This is a genomic window from Gulbenkiania mobilis (assembly GCA_004346645.1).
Lineage (GTDB): Bacteria > Pseudomonadota > Gammaproteobacteria > Burkholderiales > Chromobacteriaceae > Gulbenkiania > Gulbenkiania mobilis.
On record SMDA01000001.1, the window covers coordinates 72,467 to 89,913 of the forward strand.

20 protein-coding genes are annotated in these 17,447 nt (G+C 64.0%); 13 read left to right on the top strand and 7 right to left on the bottom strand.

Annotation, left to right across the window (positions count from 1 at the left end; genetic code table 11):
- The first annotated feature begins 15 nt into the window (after positions 1-15).
- On the top strand, positions 16-1,020 hold the full coding sequence (locus tag EV669_RS00330; RefSeq protein ID WP_054285408.1) for an NAD(P)H-dependent glycerol-3-phosphate dehydrogenase: 1,005 nt from the start codon (positions 16-18) through the stop codon (positions 1,018-1,020).
- A gap of 54 nt (positions 1,021-1,074) precedes the next feature.
- Here the strand turns inward: EV669_RS00330 and EV669_RS00335 are convergent, their stop codons facing one another.
- The 6 genes from EV669_RS00335 to aroQ all read right to left on the bottom strand — a co-directional run bounded on the left by EV669_RS00335 (position 1,075) and on the right by aroQ (position 6,135).
- Positions 1,075-1,599: a redoxin family protein gene (locus EV669_RS00335; RefSeq protein ID WP_132097598.1), complete on the bottom strand. Its 525-nt coding sequence runs from the start codon at positions 1,597-1,599 to the stop codon at positions 1,075-1,077.
- A gap of 100 nt (positions 1,600-1,699) precedes the next feature.
- Positions 1,700-2,827 (bottom strand): DUF3426 domain-containing protein, encoded by a 1,128-nt coding sequence (locus tag EV669_RS00340; protein ID WP_132097599.1) that lies wholly within the window; start codon positions 2,825-2,827, stop codon positions 1,700-1,702.
- The gene (gene prmA, locus EV669_RS00345; protein WP_055434218.1) at positions 2,824-3,720 is read right to left on the bottom strand and encodes a 50S ribosomal protein L11 methyltransferase; all 897 of its coding nucleotides are present in this window, start codon (positions 3,718-3,720) and stop codon (positions 2,824-2,826) included. Before prmA ends, EV669_RS00340 begins: the two co-directional genes overlap by 4 nt.
- Entirely contained in the window at positions 3,720-5,078 is a 1,359-nt protein-coding gene (gene accC, locus EV669_RS00350) for an acetyl-CoA carboxylase biotin carboxylase subunit (protein WP_054285412.1), read from the bottom strand. Before accC ends, prmA begins: the two co-directional genes overlap by 1 nt.
- A gap of 92 nt (positions 5,079-5,170) precedes the next feature.
- The gene (gene accB / locus EV669_RS00355; protein WP_132097600.1) at positions 5,171-5,632 is read right to left on the bottom strand and encodes an acetyl-CoA carboxylase biotin carboxyl carrier protein; all 462 of its coding nucleotides are present in this window, start codon (positions 5,630-5,632) and stop codon (positions 5,171-5,173) included.
- A gap of 38 nt (positions 5,633-5,670) precedes the next feature.
- The gene (aroQ, locus tag EV669_RS00360) at positions 5,671-6,135 is read right to left on the bottom strand and encodes a type II 3-dehydroquinate dehydratase (RefSeq protein WP_054285523.1); all 465 of its coding nucleotides are present in this window, start codon (positions 6,133-6,135) and stop codon (positions 5,671-5,673) included.
- A 306-nt stretch (positions 6,136-6,441) separates the two neighbouring features.
- Between aroQ and queA the strand changes: the two genes are divergently transcribed.
- From queA to EV669_RS00400, 8 genes are all read left to right on the top strand, one after another.
- On the top strand, positions 6,442-7,464 hold the full coding sequence (gene queA, locus EV669_RS00365; RefSeq protein WP_132097601.1) for a tRNA preQ1(34) S-adenosylmethionine ribosyltransferase-isomerase QueA: 1,023 nt from the start codon (positions 6,442-6,444) through the stop codon (positions 7,462-7,464).
- Positions 7,465-7,504: 40 nt separating this feature from the next.
- Positions 7,505-7,876, top strand: a complete 372-nt coding sequence (locus EV669_RS00370; protein WP_132097602.1) for a gamma-butyrobetaine hydroxylase-like domain-containing protein — start codon at positions 7,505-7,507, stop codon at positions 7,874-7,876.
- Between the two features lie 2 nt (positions 7,877-7,878).
- Positions 7,879-8,613, top strand: a complete 735-nt coding sequence (gene ubiE / locus EV669_RS00375; protein ID WP_054285416.1) for a bifunctional demethylmenaquinone methyltransferase/2-methoxy-6-polyprenyl-1,4-benzoquinol methylase UbiE — start codon at positions 7,879-7,881, stop codon at positions 8,611-8,613.
- Between the two features lie 2 nt (positions 8,614-8,615).
- The gene (locus EV669_RS00380; protein WP_054285417.1) at positions 8,616-9,158 is read left to right on the top strand and encodes a M15 family metallopeptidase; all 543 of its coding nucleotides are present in this window, start codon (positions 8,616-8,618) and stop codon (positions 9,156-9,158) included.
- Positions 9,155-9,493, top strand: coding sequence for a DMT family transporter (locus tag EV669_RS00385; RefSeq protein WP_207913759.1), 339 nt, complete (start codon positions 9,155-9,157; stop codon positions 9,491-9,493). The genes EV669_RS00380 and EV669_RS00385 overlap by 4 nt, the downstream gene beginning before the upstream one ends.
- Position 9,494: 1 nt before the next feature.
- Positions 9,495-10,091: a ubiquinone biosynthesis accessory factor UbiJ gene (locus EV669_RS00390; RefSeq protein ID WP_132097603.1), complete on the top strand. Its 597-nt coding sequence runs from the start codon at positions 9,495-9,497 to the stop codon at positions 10,089-10,091.
- Between the two features lie 8 nt (positions 10,092-10,099).
- A complete protein-coding gene (gene ubiB / locus EV669_RS00395; RefSeq protein WP_054285420.1) occupies positions 10,100-11,632 on the top strand; it encodes a ubiquinone biosynthesis regulatory protein kinase UbiB in 1,533 nt (510 codons plus the stop codon).
- Positions 11,633-11,740: 108 nt separating this feature from the next.
- Positions 11,741-12,091: a carboxymuconolactone decarboxylase family protein gene (locus EV669_RS00400; RefSeq protein ID WP_054285421.1), complete on the top strand. Its 351-nt coding sequence runs from the start codon at positions 11,741-11,743 to the stop codon at positions 12,089-12,091.
- 75 nt (positions 12,092-12,166) lie between these two features.
- On the opposite strand, the gene EV669_RS00405 is transcribed toward EV669_RS00400, so the two are convergent.
- Positions 12,167-12,532 (bottom strand): Mth938-like domain-containing protein, encoded by a 366-nt coding sequence (locus EV669_RS00405; protein WP_054285422.1) that lies wholly within the window; start codon positions 12,530-12,532, stop codon positions 12,167-12,169.
- A 174-nt stretch (positions 12,533-12,706) separates the two neighbouring features.
- On the opposite strand from EV669_RS00405, the gene EV669_RS00410 reads away from it, so the two are divergent.
- The 4 genes from EV669_RS00410 (at position 12,707) to thrC (ending at position 17,390) form a co-directional block, all read left to right on the top strand.
- Entirely contained in the window at positions 12,707-13,936 is a 1,230-nt protein-coding gene (locus tag EV669_RS00410; RefSeq protein ID WP_054285423.1) for a pyridoxal phosphate-dependent aminotransferase, read from the top strand.
- Positions 13,937-14,088: 152 nt separating this feature from the next.
- On the top strand, positions 14,089-15,399 hold the full coding sequence (locus EV669_RS00415) for a homoserine dehydrogenase (RefSeq protein ID WP_054285424.1): 1,311 nt from the start codon (positions 14,089-14,091) through the stop codon (positions 15,397-15,399).
- Positions 15,392-15,937 (top strand): GNAT family N-acetyltransferase, encoded by a 546-nt coding sequence (locus EV669_RS00420; RefSeq protein ID WP_055434212.1) that lies wholly within the window; start codon positions 15,392-15,394, stop codon positions 15,935-15,937. Before EV669_RS00415 ends, EV669_RS00420 begins: the two co-directional genes overlap by 8 nt.
- 46 nt (positions 15,938-15,983) lie before the next feature.
- Positions 15,984-17,390, top strand: a complete 1,407-nt coding sequence (thrC, locus tag EV669_RS00425; RefSeq protein ID WP_054285426.1) for a threonine synthase — start codon at positions 15,984-15,986, stop codon at positions 17,388-17,390.
- The last annotated feature ends 57 nt before the right edge of the window (positions 17,391-17,447 follow it).

The following is a 17,447-nucleotide window of genomic DNA, read 5'->3' on the forward strand; positions in this document are numbered from 1 at the left end:
GGGAGGGCGCCGGTCATGAAGCTTGCCGTTCTCGGTGCGGGTGCGTGGGGCACGGCCCTAGCCGTGGCCTATGCCCGCCACCACGCTGTAACGCTGTGGTCCCGCCATGCCGATCATGTGGCAGAAATGGCGGCCGAGCGGTGCAACCGCCGCTATCTGCCGGATGCCCCCTTCCCGGCTGGTCTAGAGCTTACGGCCGAGTTCTCCCGAGCCGTGGAGGGCGCAGAGCTGGTGCTGGTGGTAACACCGATCGCCGGGCTTCGGCCAACCTTGCGGGCACTGACCGCTCTGGGCAGGCCCCTGCCTCCGTTCCTGTGGGCCTGCAAGGGCTTCGAGGCAGGTTCCAGCCTGCTGCCGCATCAGGTCGTGGCCGAGGAGTGTCCGGGCCATGAAGCCTGCGGCGTGCTGTCCGGCCCGAGCTTTGCCAAGGAGGTGGCGGCCGGCCTGCCGGCGGCGGTCACCATCGCCTCCGATGATGCCGCTTTTGCCCGCCGCATCGTGCGCGACCTGCACAATCCACTGCTACGGCTGTATGCCAACGACGATCTTGTCGGTGTCGAGGTCGGCGGCGCGGTCAAGAATGTGATGGCTATCGCTACTGGTGTGGCTGATGGACTCGGGTTCGGCATGAACGCCCGGGCGGCGCTCATCACACGCGGACTGGCGGAGATCACACGTCTGGCTATGGCGCTGGGGGCCAGTCAGCAGACCATGATGGGTCTGGCCGGAATGGGCGACCTGATTCTCACCTGCACCGGCGCCCTGTCGCGTAACCGGCAGGTGGGGCTCAAACTGGCCGAAGGCAAGCCCCTTGCCGTTATCCTGGAAGAGCTTGGTCATGTGGCCGAAGGGGTGGCCACCGCCCGGGAAGTGCTGACAATGGCCGAGCGGCTGCAGGTGGAAATGCCGATTACCGCTGCCGTATGCGGCCTGCTGTACTACGGGGCGGACCCGGCGCAGGTGGTGGACGAGCTGCTCAGTCGCACGCCCAAGGCCGAAACCGGCGAAGTGCTGACGTAACGCCCCGCGTGCAGACAAGAACGGCGGACTGGGTCCGCCGTTCTTGCGTCCGCGCTAACCTGCCAGGGCCGCCAAGGCCGCACCTAGGGCGGCGCTGTCGAAGCGGGCATCGCTGCGGAGCAGACGCTCCGCAAATACTACCCGTCCCTGGACATCGGCCAGGATCAGGGCGGGTGCGGTATAGCCCGCCAGGGGATAGGCCGAGAGCAGTACGCCATAATGCTTGTGGAAGTCGCGCCCGCGAAGCGTGGAAAGCAGGGCCACCCCCGGCAGACCGTGTTCACGCCGGGCACGTCGCAGCGACGAAGGGGAATCCACTGTCACCACGATCAGCTCCACTGCGGGCGCTTTTTCCAGCCTGCGACGGGTGTCCTGCAGCAGCGCCAGGCCACCGTGCTCGTTCTCGTCGAGTGATAGCAAGGTCAGCAAGGCCTTGGGCCGACCCTGAAAGCTCTCCAGTGACACATCGTTGTTGTGGTCGTCCACCAGCATGAAGCTGGGCAGCGGCTCTCCCAGCCCCGGGAAGTGGCCAGTCACCTCGATCTGCTCGTCCTCGTATTGCAGATAAAACGGTTGCATGGTTAGGTCCTCCTCTTCTCATCGTGGATGAAGCCGCCAAAAAAACAAGCCCGCCGTGTGGCGGGCCCTGCGGTTAGAGAGAAGGCGCCGAGCCTGTTCGCTACGGGTAGAACCACTCGAGGTTATAACCCAGCGCACGCCCCTTCTTCACTTTCAGGCGCATGGCGATCTTTACCTCGCTGCCGGGCGCGAACTTGCCCGCACGGAAATCGTCCGGGCGCAGGTAATCGGCAGGGGTGAAGACCTTGCGGATCAGCAGTTGATCGTCACCGTCCTTGAGCGACAGCTCCAGCATCGGGTAGGCCTGGGGATAGGGCGCGTGATTCTTGAGTGTGGCCGATACCTGGATCAGGTTGGCATGCTCGGGCACGAACGAAAGCTCGGACCATTCGGTGCGGATCAGCTCCCGGTCGCCCGGCAGGGGGACTTCGCATCCGAGCGCGGCGCAGGCCCTTTCCAGTGCCGGACGCAGTTCTGGCACCTCTGCTGCGATGCGGGTACGGTTGAGGTAGACCAGTTGCCCTGCCAGCAGCAGCGTGCCCACCAGCGTCAGAAGGCCCAGTACGATTGTCAGCACCGGCGGATGGCGTCGCGTCCTCTCCACTGGCGCTTCTTCGGTGTCGGGTGCGCCCGCATCACCGGTGGGCGTGTCTGAGGCCGTGTCCTCCGACTCCGGTGCGGCCGGGGGCGCCTCTACGGATGGGACCGGGTCAGGCGCGTTCTGCGAAGTAGGGGCCGCTTCCTCGGCAAGCTCCTCGTACGCGGAGAGGCCGCGGTAGCGGGCGCGCTTGGGCGCAGGCTCGGCCGGGACGCTCTCATCCTCGGCAAATGGGTTGCCGATGGGCGAGACGGCCGGTTGTGGCCGCATGGCTTCGGAAAGCGCCTCCTGAAAAGTGGCGAGGTCCCGCTCGGTTTGCGGATCAGCCGGTTCGGGTGTGACAGAGAGTGGAACAGGCGCGGCCGGTGCTTCTTCCTCCAGCGGGGAGGCCTGTTCCGCTTCGGGATCGAAGTCGGGGAGTTCCAGCTCGAAGTCGTCTGCCGGATCGCGTGGCTGGCCGATGGGCGGCGGCGTCACCGCTGCGGCCGGTGGCTGACCGACGAAATGCTCGCGGGCGTTGAATACGTTGGCGCAGCGGCCACAGCGCACCATGCCCTCGGCCACCGCGAGGTGCGCATCGCTCACCTTGAAGCGGGTCTGGCAGCGGGGGCATTGGGTCGTGTGGCTCATGCCGCCTCGCGCCGGATACCGGACAGGCGCGTCCAGCCTTCGTCAAAGACCGGAGCGTCCATATCGAACCACGTAGCGTACAGCGCCGAGAGTTCCTCGGCCTGTTCGGCCAGAATGCCCGACAGCACGATTCGTCCGCCGGGCCGCACGTGGCTGGCCAGCAGGCCTCCCAGGAGGCGCAGCGGATTGGCAAGAATGTTGGCCAGCACTACGTCCGCTTTCAGGTCTGGCGTCTCGTCCGGCAGGCAGAACTGGGCACTGACGCCATTCTGGGCCGCGTTGTCCACGCTGGCGCGTACAGCCTGGGGATCAATGTCCACCCCCACAGCGCGCAGCGCCCCCAGCTTGAGCGCGGCAATGGCGAGGATGCCCGAGCCGCAGCCGTAATCCAGTACCGTCTCCCCTCCCTGGATGTTTTCATCCAGCCATTGCAGGCACAGGCGGGTGGTGGGGTGACTGCCGGTACCGAAGGCGAGGCCTGGGTCCAGTTCGAGATTGATGGCGGACGGATCCGGCGATACATGCCACGTGGGCGTGATGAACAGCCGATCGGATATGCGGATCGGTTCGAACTGGGACTGGGTCATCCGCACCCAGTCCTGCTCCTCGATCCGCTCCACCTGGTAGGCCGGCATGGCGATACGGCAGGCGTTGGCCGCCGCCGCAATCGGCAGCCCCACATCCACCGCTTCGTCGAACAGCGCGATCAACCGGCTCTGGCGCCACATCCGGTCCACCGGTTCGCCCGGCTCCCCGAAGATCGGCTCCTCGCGTTCGGTGCCTGCAAAGGCGTCCTCGATGGCCGCCGACAGTGCGCCGGCCTCCATCAGGGCATCCGCCAGTGCTTCGGCGACCGACGATTCGGCCTCGATCGTCGCTTGCTGCCATGCCATCAATCGTTTCCTTTCTTCAGCTGGGCCAGCCGCTCTTCCAGATAATGGATGCTGGTACCGCCTTGCTGGAAGGCCGAATCCATGAAGAGCTCCTGATGCAGCGGGATATTGGTCTTGATGCCGGAAATCGCCATTTCCGACAGGGCAACGCGCATACGGGCCATCGCCTGCTCGCGTGTGTCGCCATAGGCGATCAGCTTGCCGATCATTGAATCATAATGCGACGGCACGACATAGCCCTGGTAGATGTGCGAGTCGATGCGGATGCCGGGGCCGCCGGCCGGATGGTAGCCGTCGATCTTGCCGGGACTGGGAATGAAGGAAAACGGATCCTCGGCGTTGATGCGGCATTCCATCGCGTGTCCCTTGAGCACGATGTCCTTCTGACGATAGCGCAGCTTCTCGCCGGCAGCGATGCGGATCTGCTCCTGCACGATGTCGATGCCGGTGATCATCTCGGTCACCGGATGCTCTACCTGGACGCGGGTATTCATCTCGATAAAGTAGAACTCGCCCCGTTCGAACAGGAACTCGAAGGTGCCGGCACCCCGATAGCCGATGCGGCGGCATGCTTCGGCACACGCTTCGCCGATTTTGCGGCGCTGGGCTTCGGTGATCCCGGGGGCCGGGGCTTCCTCGATGATCTTCTGGTGGCGGCGCTGCATCGAGCAGTCGCGCTCCCCCAGATAGATGGCATTGCCGTATTCATCGGCCAGGATCTGGATCTCGATGTGGCGCGGTTCCTGGAGGTACTTCTCCATATATACCACCGGATTGCCGAAAGCCGCGGCCGCCTCGGTGCGCGTCATGTTCACCGAATTGATCAGTGCCGCCTCCGAATGCACCACGCGCATGCCGCGTCCGCCACCGCCACCGGCGGCCTTGATGATTACCGGAAAGCCGATCTTCTTGGCGATCTTGACAATTTCCTTCGGGTCGTCCGGCAGCGCGCCCTCGGAGCCGGGCACGCACGGCACCTTGGCGGCGATCATCGCATCCTTGGCCGAAACCTTGTCGCCCATCAGGCGGATAGTTTCGGGGCGCGGGCCGATGAAGACGAAGCCGGACTGCTCCACCCGCTCGGCAAAGTCGGCATTTTCAGACAGGAAACCGTAGCCGGGGTGGATGGCCTGCGCATCGGTAACCTCGGCGGCCGCGATCAGGGCAGGCACGTTGAGGTAGCTCTTGCCCGAGGGAGCGGGGCCGATGCACACGGATTCATCGGCCAGCTTTACGTATTTGGCGTCGCGGTCGGCTTCCGAGTGCACGACCACGGTCTTGATACCCATTTCACGGCAGGCGCGCTGGATGCGCAGCGCGATCTCGCCCCGGTTGGCAATCAGGATTTTTTCGAACATGGATCACTCCGTGAGGCGTGAGGGCAAAAGGGTGAGGAGCAAGCGTCGGCACTGGTCGACCGCTTGCTCCTCACCCGGGCTACCTCACGGTGTTACTCGATGATGAACAGCGGTTCGCCGTATTCCACCGGCTGGCCGTCTTCGGCCAGGATGGCTTTGACGATGCCCGCACGTTCGGCCTCGATCTCGTTCATGAGTTTCATGGCTTCGATGATGCACAGGGTATCGCCCACTTCCACCTTCTGTCCCACCTCGATGAAGGATTTCGCGCCCGGGCTGGGGCTGCGGTAGAAGGTACCCACCATGGGGGATTTGACGGCATTCTTGTCATCGGCCGGGGCCGGGGCGGCCTCTGCTGCCGGGGTAGCAGCCGGCGCTTGGGGTGCAGCGGCCTGGGGCAGCTGGACGGAGGTCATCGGCTGGGCCAGCGTGAACGCTTGGTTGGCCGAAACGCGAGTGATGCGGACTTTTTCCTCGCCCTCGGTCACTTCGAGTTCGGCAATGCCGGATTCCTCAACGAGGTCGATCAGTTTCTTGAGCTTGCGCAGGTCCATAGGGGCTATCCTTTGGATGGAATGTTCGTGGAGGGGCGTCAGGCCGAAAGATGACGGATGGCGTGTGCCAGCGCCAGCTCGTAGCCATGGGCGCCCAGGCCGCAGATCACGCCGACTGCCAGATCGGAGAAGTACGAATGCTGGCGGAACGGCTCGCGGGCATGCACGTTTGAAAGATGAACTTCTATAAAGGGAATCTTGACCCCGGACAGCGCATCGCGCAGCGCGACGCTGGTATGGGTGAAGGCGGCTGGATTGATGAGGATGAAGGCCGTGCCGTCCGAGAGGCAGGCATGCACCCGTTCGACCAGCACGTGCTCGGCATTGCTCTGCAGCGCTTGGCATTCAAACCCGGCGGCTTGTGCCTGACTGGCGAGGCGCTGGTTGATGTCATCAAGCGTGTCGCTGCCGTAGTGCTGAGGCTCCCGCGTGCCCAACAGATTGAGGTTGGGCCCGTGCAAAACCAGTATCCTGGCGGCCTTGGCTTGCTGTCCGGTTTTCATCATGGCCGCGAGTTTGCCGCATATCGCTGCAAGATGTCTAGCTTTTGCCCCATTTCAAACGTCTGTTCGACATTCTGTAGGCATAAACGGGGAGTATCAGTCTAAAGTAAAAGCGCTAGGTTGCGCCTGCGGCGGCGGCTTGGCAAGAGCAGGCTGCAGGCGGACGCAACCGGCTTGATCTGGCACAAATTCACTACGGCAGGGCGAAGATCGGGGCCGAAGGCCGCGCAGCGCCTGCCCAGGGTCGCTCACGCAGGCGGGCGGCTGCCGGGTATAATCGCGCTATTTTTCCCCTTGGCGACGTTCATGCAGCTGTCCGATTTCGATTATCACCTTCCCGAAGCCCTGATCGCCCAGCATCCGCCTGCCGAGCGTGGTCGGAGCCGCCTGATGCATGTACAGGGTAGCCGGCACACCGACCTGATGTTCAGTGACTTCGACGTTCTGGTCGAGCCCGGCGACGTACTGGTGTTCAACGACACCCGAGTGATCAAGGCGCGTCTTTTCGGAGAAAAGGCGTCGGGCGGCAAGGTGGAGGCCTTAGTCGAGCGGGTGCTGGACGAGCACACGGCGCTGGCACATGTGCGCGCTTCGAAGTCGCCAAAGCCGGGCACGCGCCTCGTGTTTGCTGGGCGCTGGGAGGCAGAGATGGTGGAGCGCCAGGGCGAACTCTTCAAGCTGCGCTTCCTCTGTGAAACCGGAGTGTTCGACATTCTCGAAGCGTCAGGCAAGCTACCCCTGCCCCCCTACATTGAGCGCGGCGCGGATGAGGACGACGACGAGCGCTACCAGACGGTGTACGCGCGGGAGCGGGGCGCCGTGGCCGCGCCGACCGCCGGTCTGCACTTTAGCGAGGCGATGCTGGCAAGGTTGGCCGAAAAGGGCGTCCATCTCGCCTATGTCACCCTGCATGTCGGGGCGGGCACCTTCCAGCCTGTGCGGGTCGAGAACATCGAAGAGCACCGGATGCACAGCGAGGTCTACGAGATCCCGCAGGCGACGGTGGAGGCGGTGCGCGAGGCGCACGCGGCCGGACGGCGTGTGCTGTCGGTCGGCACCACCAGTATGCGGGCGCTCGAATCGGCCGCGCACACGGGGGAACTGGTTGCCGGCCGGGGCGAGACCGACATCTTCATCACGCCCGGTTATCGCTTCCGGGTGGTGGACCGTCTGCTGACCAATTTTCACCTGCCCAAGTCCACGCTGCTGATGCTGGTGTCGGCGTTTGCCGGTTACGAGGAGATGCGTGCTGCGTATGCCCATGCGGTGGAGGCGGAATACCGCTTCTTCAGCTATGGCGACGCCATGCTGCTGGAGCGCAAGGACTGAACGCCGCACGCGGCGGGCACCTCAATCAAGGAGATCCGACATGGCCGGTTTGCAATCCGGTACCCCACAGCCCACCGAGATCCGCCTGCACGTGCGTTCGCGCAAGCTTGAGGTGGCCTTCGACGATGGACAGCGCTTTCACCTTTCTTGCGAATACCTGCGCGTCTATTCGCCTTCGGCCGAGGTGCGAGGTCATGGGGCAGGGCAGGAGGTACTGCAGACGGGCAAGAAGAATGTCGGCATCATCGCGGTGGAGCCGGTTGGGCACTATGCGGTCAAACTGGTGTTCGATGATGGCCACGACAGCGGGCTTTACAGCTGGGCGCATTTGTACGACCTGGGCGTGAACCACGACCGGTATTGGCAGGATTACCTGAATCGACTGGCTGCCACGCACGGCAGCAGGGAGTGAGCATGGAGCAGCAAACCCATTTTGGCTTCAAGACCGTCGCCGAGAGCGAGAAGGCGCGCAAGGTGGCCGAAGTCTTCCACTCGGTGGCTGGCAAGTATGACCTGATGAACGACCTGATGTCGGCCGGCATGCATCGCCTGTGGAAGCAGTTCACCCTGTCCACTGGCGGCGCACGGCGTGGGGACCGCGTGCTGGATATCGCTGGCGGCACAGGCGATCTGGCCCGTGGCTGGGCCAAGCGTGTCGGCCCTACCGGTGAGGTATGGCTGACCGACATCAACAGTTCCATGTTGACCGTGGGCCGCGACCGCCTGCTGGACGAGGGCGTGATCCTGCCGGTTTCGCTTGCCGATGCCGAGAAGCTGCCTTTCCCGGACAACTACTTCAATCTGGTGTCGGTGGCCTTCGGTCTGCGCAACATGACCCACAAGGATCAGGCGCTCCGGGAAATGTGCCGCGTGCTCAAGCCAGGTGGCAAGCTGCTGGTGCTGGAGTTCTCCAAGGTGTGGAAGCCGCTGTCACCGTTCTACGACTTCTATTCCTTCAAGGCGCTCCCGGTCATGGGCAAGCTGGTGGCGAACGACGCCGACAGCTACCAGTACCTGGCCGAATCCATCCGCATGCATCCGGATCAGGAAACCCTCAAGCAAATGATGCTCGACGCCGGTTTCGGCCACGTGGACTACTTCAACCTTTCCGCTGGCGTGGTGGCGCTGCACAAGGGCTTCAAGCTCTGACCATGAGCCCCATCCCCGACGAGATCGCGCGCTGCAATGCCCGGCTCGGCATCCCGCTGGCGAGGCTGCGTGCGCGGGGCGTGCCCTTCTGCCCGGAGGCTGCAAGCACCGAGCTGGTCACGGCCGACACCGGTGCGGACGGGCGGGTGTTCCAGCTCCTGCCAGAGGCCGCCACCGCCTGGCAGGCCATGAAAGCCGCCGCCGCGGCCGATGGGGTTGGCCTGTTCCTCGTGTCCGCCTTTCGCAGTGTGGCGCGCCAGCAGGAAATCGTGACGGCCAAGCTGGCCCGTGGCCAGGCCCTGGAGGACATCCTGCGTGTCAGCGCGGCGCCGGGCTTCAGCGAGCACCACGGTGGCCGGGCCATCGACATTGGCACGCCGGGGTCGCCGTTATTGGAAGAGGTGTTCGAGACCACGGCTGCTTTTGCCTGGCTGTGCAGGCATGCCGGTCGCTTCGGCTTTGCGATGAGCTACCCGCGCGACAATCCGCAGGGCTTTCTCTACGAGCCCTGGCACTGGTGCCACCGACCCGGGGCCTGTGCATGACCGGCCCGCTGTCGGCCTGGCTGATGCTGGCTGGCGCCATTGCGGCCGAATTGATGGCTACAAGCTCGCTCAAGCTTGCGCAAGGCTTCAGCCGGCCGCTGCCTTCGTTGGTGGTCATCATCGGCTACATGATCTCGTTCTGGCTGCTCTCGCGCGTGGTGGAGCGGCTGGAGCTGGGTATCGTCTATGCGGTGTGGTGCGGTGTGGGTATGGCGGTGGTGGCCGTGATCGGCGTCGTGGTATACGGAGAGAGCGTTTCGCTGTTGAAAACAGCCGGCATCCTGGCCATCGTGCTGGGGACGGTATTGTTGAGCCTTGCCGGAAAGGGAGCCTGACATGCGCGTCCAGATAGCGCTTTTCAATCATCTGCTCAAGCAGCATCCGGCGGTACGAGCCGATCTTGCCGCGCACGCCGGCCGGCGCATTGCCCTGCAGGTGCCGCCCGTTCGGGTCGCCGGGGTGATTACCGATGAAGGCTGGCTGGCTGCCTGTGAGGGTGCGCCAGAGGCTGGCGTGCGTGTGGCCACCGGCGCCGCCCTGACCGCACTGACCGGGCGCCAGCCGGATCTGGCGGATGTGGTGCTGGAAGGTGATGCCACACTGGCCACCACACTGGCCCGGCTCCTTGGCCGGCTGCATTGGGACGCCACCGAAGACCTCTCCCGCGTAGTGGGGGACATGGCCGCCGCACGCATCGCCGGCTTTGTTCGCCGTAGTGCCGGCCTGCAGGGCGAGATGGCCTGGAGGTTGGCCGAAAACTGGCTGGAGCACCTGCGTGAAGAAGCGCCGCTCCTGGCCCGCAACCACGAGGTGGCCGGCTTCGTGCACCAGGTCGATACCCTGCGCGACGATGTCGAACGCCTCGAGAAACGCCTGCGCCTCCTGGAGGCCGAGGCTCTTATCCAACGCTCCGACCGTACCGATCAAGGCTAGCCCCGCTCATGCGTCTTTCGCGTTTTTTCCGCATCGTATCCACCTTCTATCGTTACGGGTTGGACGACTTTTTCCGCGGGCACGCCCGTCTTGGCTTCGTACCCTTCCTGTTCTCGCTGTGGCCAGTGCGCCGCCGGTTGACTGCGCCGCGCCCGGTGCGGGTGCGGCTGGCGCTGGAAAGCCTCGGTCCGATCTTCGTCAAGTTCGGGCAGGTCCTCTCTACGCGGCGCGACCTGTTGCCGCCGGCCTACGCCGACGAGCTGGCCCTGCTGCAGGACAAGGTCCAGCCCTTTGACGGTCGCCTGGCGCGCATCGCGATCGAGCGCAGCCTGGGCAAGCCGGTGGACGTGCTGTACGACGACTTCAACGATGTGCCGGTGGCCAGCGCCTCGGTGGCGCAGGTACACAAGGCCTGGCTGCGCCAGCCTGACGGCAGTCGCGGGCGCGAGGTGGCGGTGAAAGTGCTGCGTCCGGGCATCCGTCCGGTCATCGAGCAGGACCTGGCGCTGATGCGCACGCTGGCCGGCTGGGTGGAGCGCTTCTTCATTGATGGTCGCCGGCTGAAGCCGCGCGAGGTGGTGGCGGAGTTCGACAAGTATCTGCACGACGAACTGGACATGATGCATGAGGCCGCCAACGCCTCGCAGCTGCGCCGCAATTTTGCCGATTCCAACATGCTGATTGTGCCCGAGGTGTTCTACGACTACACCTCGCGCGAGGTGCTGACACTGGAGTGGATGCACGGCATCCCCGTGGGGCAGGTGGACCGTTTGCGCGACGCGGGCATCGATCTCAAGAAGCTCAGCCGCTACGGAGTGGAGATCTTCTTCGCCCAGGTGTTTCGCCACGGCTTTTTCCACGCTGACATGCATCCCGGAAACATCTTTGTCGCGCCGGACGGGCGCTACATCGCGCTGGACTTCGGCATCGTGGGTACGCTGACCGACTACGACAAGCACTACCTGGCCGTGAACTTCCTTGCCTTCTTCAACCGTGATTACCACCGGGTGGCCACCGCCCACATCGAGTCCGGCTGGGTTCCGCCCGACACACGTGCCGAAGAGCTGGAAGCGGCGGTGCGCACGGTGTGCGAACCTATCTTCGAGCGCCCTCTGTCGCAGATTTCCTTCGGCATGGTGTTGTTGCGGCTGTTCGAAACCAGCCGGCGGTTCAACGTGGAGATCCAGCCGCAGCTGGTGCTGCTGCAGAAGACCCTGCTCAACATCGAGGGCTTGGGCCGGCAGCTAGACCCGGAGCTGGACCTTTGGGATACCGCCAAACCCTTCCTGACCCGCTGGATGAACGAGCAGGTCGGTTGGCGGGGCTTCATGCGTGCAGTCCGGCACGAGGCGCCGCAATGGGCCACGCTGCTGCCGTCTCTGCCACGCCGCTTGGGAGAGGCCCTGTCGGGCAGCCGGGAGCGCGAGAGCCTGCTGGTGGAGGGCTATATCAACCTGATGCGCGAACAGCGCCGGCAGAATACGTTGCTGTTCGTGCTGGTGATCCTCGTGGCTGCCCTGCTGCTCAAGTCGCTGGCCTGAGAGACGCCCTTCGTTCCGGCCGCATGTCGCGGTTGGCCGAAGGGCTTGCTTTAGCCCAATGTTTAAGTAAAATATATAATGTTATTTCGTAAATTGATGGGAGCACGCATGCACGACTATCCGCAACTGGCCCGAGACATCAGCGTCCAGCTGGGCGACTTCCGGCGCGAAATGCCCGACACGATGAAAGGCTTTGCCCAGATGTCCCGGGCCGCCAATACCGACGGTGCGCTTAGCCACAAGCACAAGGAGCTGATCGCGATGGCGATCGGTGTGGCCAGCCGCTGCCAGGGTTGTCTGGCCTTTCATGCCAAGGCGCTGGTCGAGCTCGGATGCAGCCGGCAGGAGTTCATGGAAATGCTGCAGGTAGCGGTCTACATGGGGGGCGGACCGTCCCTGATGACCGCGGCCGAGGCAGTGGCCGCTTTCGAAAGCTTCGGTGGCGAGAAGGCCGCCTGATCGGCCCGTTCCCGTTCCGCCGCACGAGAAAAAGCCCTGCCTGAGCAGGGCTTTTTCGCGCAGGACAGCCTGTTGTCACACCAGCAGCAGGGCCACCACACGCCGACCTTCGGCCAGCAGGATGTTGTAGGTGCGGCAGGCAGCAGCAGTATCCATCGCCTCGACGCCGATGCGGGCACGGGCCAGGTCGGCCGTCAGTTTCGGATGTGGAAAACGCAGCGAGGCACCCGAGCCGAACAGCACCAGCTCGGGCTCAAAGTCGAGGGCAGCGGCAAAGTGCTCCGCTGTGAGCCCGGCAAAGTCCTCGGCGGCCCAAGGCGCCACACGGTCCGGGCTGACGATCAGGTTGCCGTCGTGACGCTCGCGGTTGATCAGGACATGGCCGTCGCCATAGCCGGTGAAAAGGTTGTTGCCCTGATTCTGGGACTGGTGAAGTTTCATGGTCGGGTCCTGACAAAGCGGGGCGTGCCGGTGGCGCCGCACAGCGGGGGCGCGCTCGTGCAGCGCAGCACGGATTGGGATAGGATTATACGCCTACCCCGCGCCTAGCACAGGCCCGGCGCCCGGGCAGACAGGAACGCTCCCGACACCCGTACATAAAAAGAGCCCGCCAACATGCAGCCCGTACATAAATCGCAGAAGCTCGCCAACGTCTGTTACGACATCCGCGGCCCCGTCCTCGAGCACGCCAAGAAGATGGAGGAGGATGGGCACCGCATCATCAAGCTGAACATCGGCAATCCGGCGCCCTTCGGCTTCTTTGCTCCGGACGAGATCATCGAGGACGTGATCGTCAACATGCAGCAGGCTTCGGGCTATTCCGACTCCAAAGGGCTGTTTGCGGCGCGCAAGGCCATCATGCACTACGCCCAGGAAAAGGCGCTGCCCAACGTGGGGCTGGAGGACATCTACATTGGCAACGGCGTCTCGGAGCTGATCGTGATGTCGATGCAGGCGCTGCTTGATGCCGGCGACGAGGTGCTGGTGCCGGCCCCGGACTATCCGTTGTGGACCGCTGCGGTCAGCCTGGCCGGTGGAAATGCGGTGCATTACCTGTGCGACGAATCGGCCGGCTGGTTTCCGGACATCGACGATATCCGCGCCAAGATCACCGCCAGCACCCGCGCCATCGTCGTCATCAACCCCAACAACCCAACCGGTGCCGTCTATCCGCCGGCCTTGCTGGCCCAGATCGTCGAGCTGGCACGCGAGCACCAGCTGATCATCTACGCTGACGAGATCTATGACAAGGTGCTATACGACGGGGTGAAGCACACCTCAATCGCGTCGCTGGCGCCGGATGTGCTGTGTGTCACATTCAATGGCCTGTCCAAGAACTACCGTGCGGCGGGCTTCCGCGTGGGGTGGATGGTGGTGTCCGGCGAAAAGCGTCATGCACGCGACTACATCGAAGGCCTGAACATGCTGGCCTCGATGCGGCTGTGCGCCAACGTGCAGGGGCAGTACGCCATCCAGACAGCGCTGGGCGGCTATCAGAGCATCGACGATCTGGTGTTGCCTTACGGCCGGCTGGGGCGGCAGCGCGACCTGGCGCACCAGTTACTGACAGAAATCCCGGGCGTCAGCTGCGTCAAGCCGCAGGGGGCGCTCTATCTTTTCCCGCGGCTGGACCCGGAAATTTATCCTATTACCGACGATCAGCAATTCATCCTCGAACTCCTGCAGCAGGAGAAGGTGCTGCTGGTGCAGGGCACCGGCTTCAACTGGATTGCGCCCGATCACTTCCGCGTGGTATTCCTACCCAATACCGATGATCTGACCGAGGCCCTGGGGCGTGTGGCGCGCTTCCTTGCCGCTTACCGCAAGCGGCACGGCACCGACTGACGGCCCTGCAGGCCGCCGGTGCCGTCAGAGCCGAGGGGGCCGCAAGGCCCCCTTTTGCCGACAGGGACGAGAGGGTTCGGGCAAGCTTGGCAGGTTTGCCCGAGCGTTTTCAGACACCGATCCATAAAGACAAAGAGACCACAGGAGTAACGATGAAACCGATCAATATCGGGCTGATGGGCGTGGGCACCGTAGGCGGCGGCACGGCCACCGTGCTCAAGCGCAATGCCGAGGAAATCAGTCGCCGGGCCGGCCGCGAGATCCGTCTCTTCATCGCCGCCAACCGCGACCTTGCCAAAGCGCGCGAAGCGGTGGGGCCGGACGTGACGCTGGTAGACGACGCCATGCAGGTGGTCCAGCACCCGGAGGTGGACATCGTAGTGGAGCTGATCGGTGGCGACACCGTGGCCAAGTCACTGGTGCTGCAGGCGATCGCTAACGGCAAGCATGTGGTGACCGCCAACAAGAAGCTCTTGGCCGTGCACGGCAACGAAATCTTCGCTCGCGCTCAGGAAAAGGGCGTGATGGTGGCGTTCGAAGCGGCCGTTGCGGGCGGCATCCCCATCATCAAGGCCCTGCGCGAAGGGCTTTCGGCCAACCGCATCGAGTGGATCGCCGGCATCATCAACGGTACTTCCAACTTCATCCTGACCGAGATGCGCGAAAAGGGCGCCAGCTTCAGCGATGTGCTGAGCGAGGCACAACGGCTGGGCTATGCCGAGGCAGACCCGACGTTCGACGTCGAAGGGCATGACGCCGGCCACAAACTGTCCATCATGGCCGCGATCGCTTTCGGCATTCCGATGCAGTTCGACAAGTGCTATCTGGAGGGCATCAGCAAACTGGACGGACGCGACATCCGCTACGCCGAGGAGCTGGGCTATCGCGTGAAACTGCTGGGGCTGACGCGCCGTACCGAACACGGCATCGAACTGCGGGTGCATCCCGCACTGATCCCCGAGCGCCAGCTGATCGCCAACGTCAACGGTGTCATGAATGCGGTGTACGTCAAGGGCGATGCCATCGGCCCCACGCTGTACTATGGCGCCGGCGCCGGCGCGTTGCCCACCGCTTCGGCGGTGGTTGCCGACATCGTCGATGTCACCCGCCTGCTGACGGCCGACCCGGAGCATCGCGTGCCGCATCTGGCTTTCCAGCCCAATCAGCTCAAGGACCTGCCGATCCTGCCGATCGAGGAAATCACCAGCTCCTACTATCTGCGCATCGGTGCGGCGGACCGCGCCGGCGTGCTGGCCAACATTACGCGTCTTCTGGCCGAGAACGGCATCTCGATCGAGGCGCTGATCCAAAAAGGTTCTACTTCTGACAGCTCCGCCGAGATCGTCATCCTGACCCATCGCGTAAAGGAGAAGCACGTGAATGCTGCGATTGGCGCCATTGAGGCGCTGGACAGCGTGGTCGGCAAGGTGGTGCGGCTACGAATGGAAGAGCTCAATGACTGACGCCGTGCTGGAAGAGGGGGCGGCCGTGCTGCCCTCTGGCCTGAGTCTGCGCCATGCCGCGCTTGCCGACCTGCCAGTCATCGTGGAGATTTACAACGCGACCATCCCCGGGCGAATGGTCACGGCCGACCTGGAGCCTGTCTCGGTGGAGTCCCGTCTGCCGTGGTTCCACGCGCACGGCCCCGACCGGCATCCTTTGTGGGTGGTGAGCGACGAAGCGGGGCAGGTGATCGGCTGGGCTAGCCTGAGCGCGTTCTATGGACGTCCTGCCTATGCGGCCACGGCCGAGGTCAGCATCTATCTGGCGGCCTCAGCGCAGGGAAGGGGGCTTGGCAGCGCCCTCTTGGAGTATGTGATGGCTGCCTGTCCGCGCCTCGGCATCCGCACCCTGCTTGGTTTCATCTTCGGTCACAACCTGCCCAGCCTGGCGCTGTTCGAGAAGAAGGGTTTTGCACGCTGGGCGCACCTGCCGGATGTGGCCGAGCTGGATGGCGTCCGCCGCGCGCTCGTGATCATGGGCCGCGCCCTGTACCAGTAAATGCATCGGCCCGGTGCTGAGTAGGCCGGGTTCAACGGAATTCATCATGCGATACATCAGTACCCGTGGCGGGCTTGCACCGTCCGCCTTCTGCGATATCCTCCTGATGGGGCTGGCGCCCGACGGGGGGCTCGTCTTGCCGGAGCATTACCCCCGGATCGACCGCGCCACCCTGGATGGCTGGCGGTCGCTGTCCTATGCAGACCTTGCCTTCGAGATCATCCGCCTCTTCGCCGACGACATCCCGCAGGAGGACCTGCGGGCGCTGGTGTCGCGCACCTATACCGCCGAGGTCTTCGGTTCGCCCGAAATCACCCCCGTCAAGCGGTTGCATGACGGGCTGGCCATCCTCGAGCTCTCCAACGGGCCCACGCTCGCCTTCAAGGACATGGCGATGCAACTGCTGGGCAACCTGTTCGAGTACGTGCTGGCCAAGCGCGGTGAGACGCTCAACATCCTGGGCGCCACCTCCGGTGATACCGGTTCGGCAGCAGAGTACGCGATGCGTGGCAAGGCCGGCATCAACGTGTTCATGCTCAGCCCGGATGGCCGGATGAGTGCCTTCCAGCGGGCGCAGATGTACAGCCTGCAGGACGCCAACATTCACAACATCGCCATCCGCGGCATGTTCGACGACTGCCAGGACATCGTGAAGGCGGTACAGAACGATCATGCCTTCAAGGCACGCTACCGTATCGGGACGGTCAACTCCATCAACTGGGCACGGGTGGTGGCGCAGGTGGTGTACTACTTCAAGGGCTACTTCAACGCCACCGGCAGCAACGACGAGCGGGTAAGCTTCTGCGTGCCCTCGGGCAACTTCGGCAACGTCTGCGCCGGACATATCGCCCGCCAGATGGGCCTGCCGGTGGAGCGACTGATCGTAGCCACCAACGAGAACGACGTCCTTGACGAATTCTTCCGTACCGGACGTTACCGGCCGCGTGGTACAGCGCATACCTATGTGACCAGCAGCCCATCGATGGACATTTCCAAGGCGTCCAACTTCGAGCGCTTCGTCTTTGATCTGGTAGGGCGTGATCCGGACAGGGTGCGTGCCCTCTGGGCTCAGGTGGAGCGCGCAGAGGGATTCGACCTGTCGGACCGACTGGAGGATACGGCTACCCGCTTCGGCTTCGTCTCCGGCCGCAGCACGCATGCCGACCGGTTGGCCACCATCCGTCAGGTGGACGCGGAGGATGCGGTGGTGGTGGACACCCACACCGCCGATGGCATCAAGGTGGCGCGTGCGCTGCGCCTGCCCGGCGAGACGGTGGTTTGCCTGGAAACCGCGCTGCCGGCCAAGTTCGCCGACACCATCCGGGAAGCCTTAGACCGCGATCCACCGCGCCCTGCGGGATATGAAGGCTTGGAGTCGCTGCCGCAGCGGGTGACAGTGTTCGATGCCGACGCAGAGGCCGTGAAGACCTACATCGCCCAGGCTCTTGGATAAACCCCGCAGCCATGTAAGTGACAAAGCCCGCCTTGCAGCGGGCTTTGTGTTTGAGGC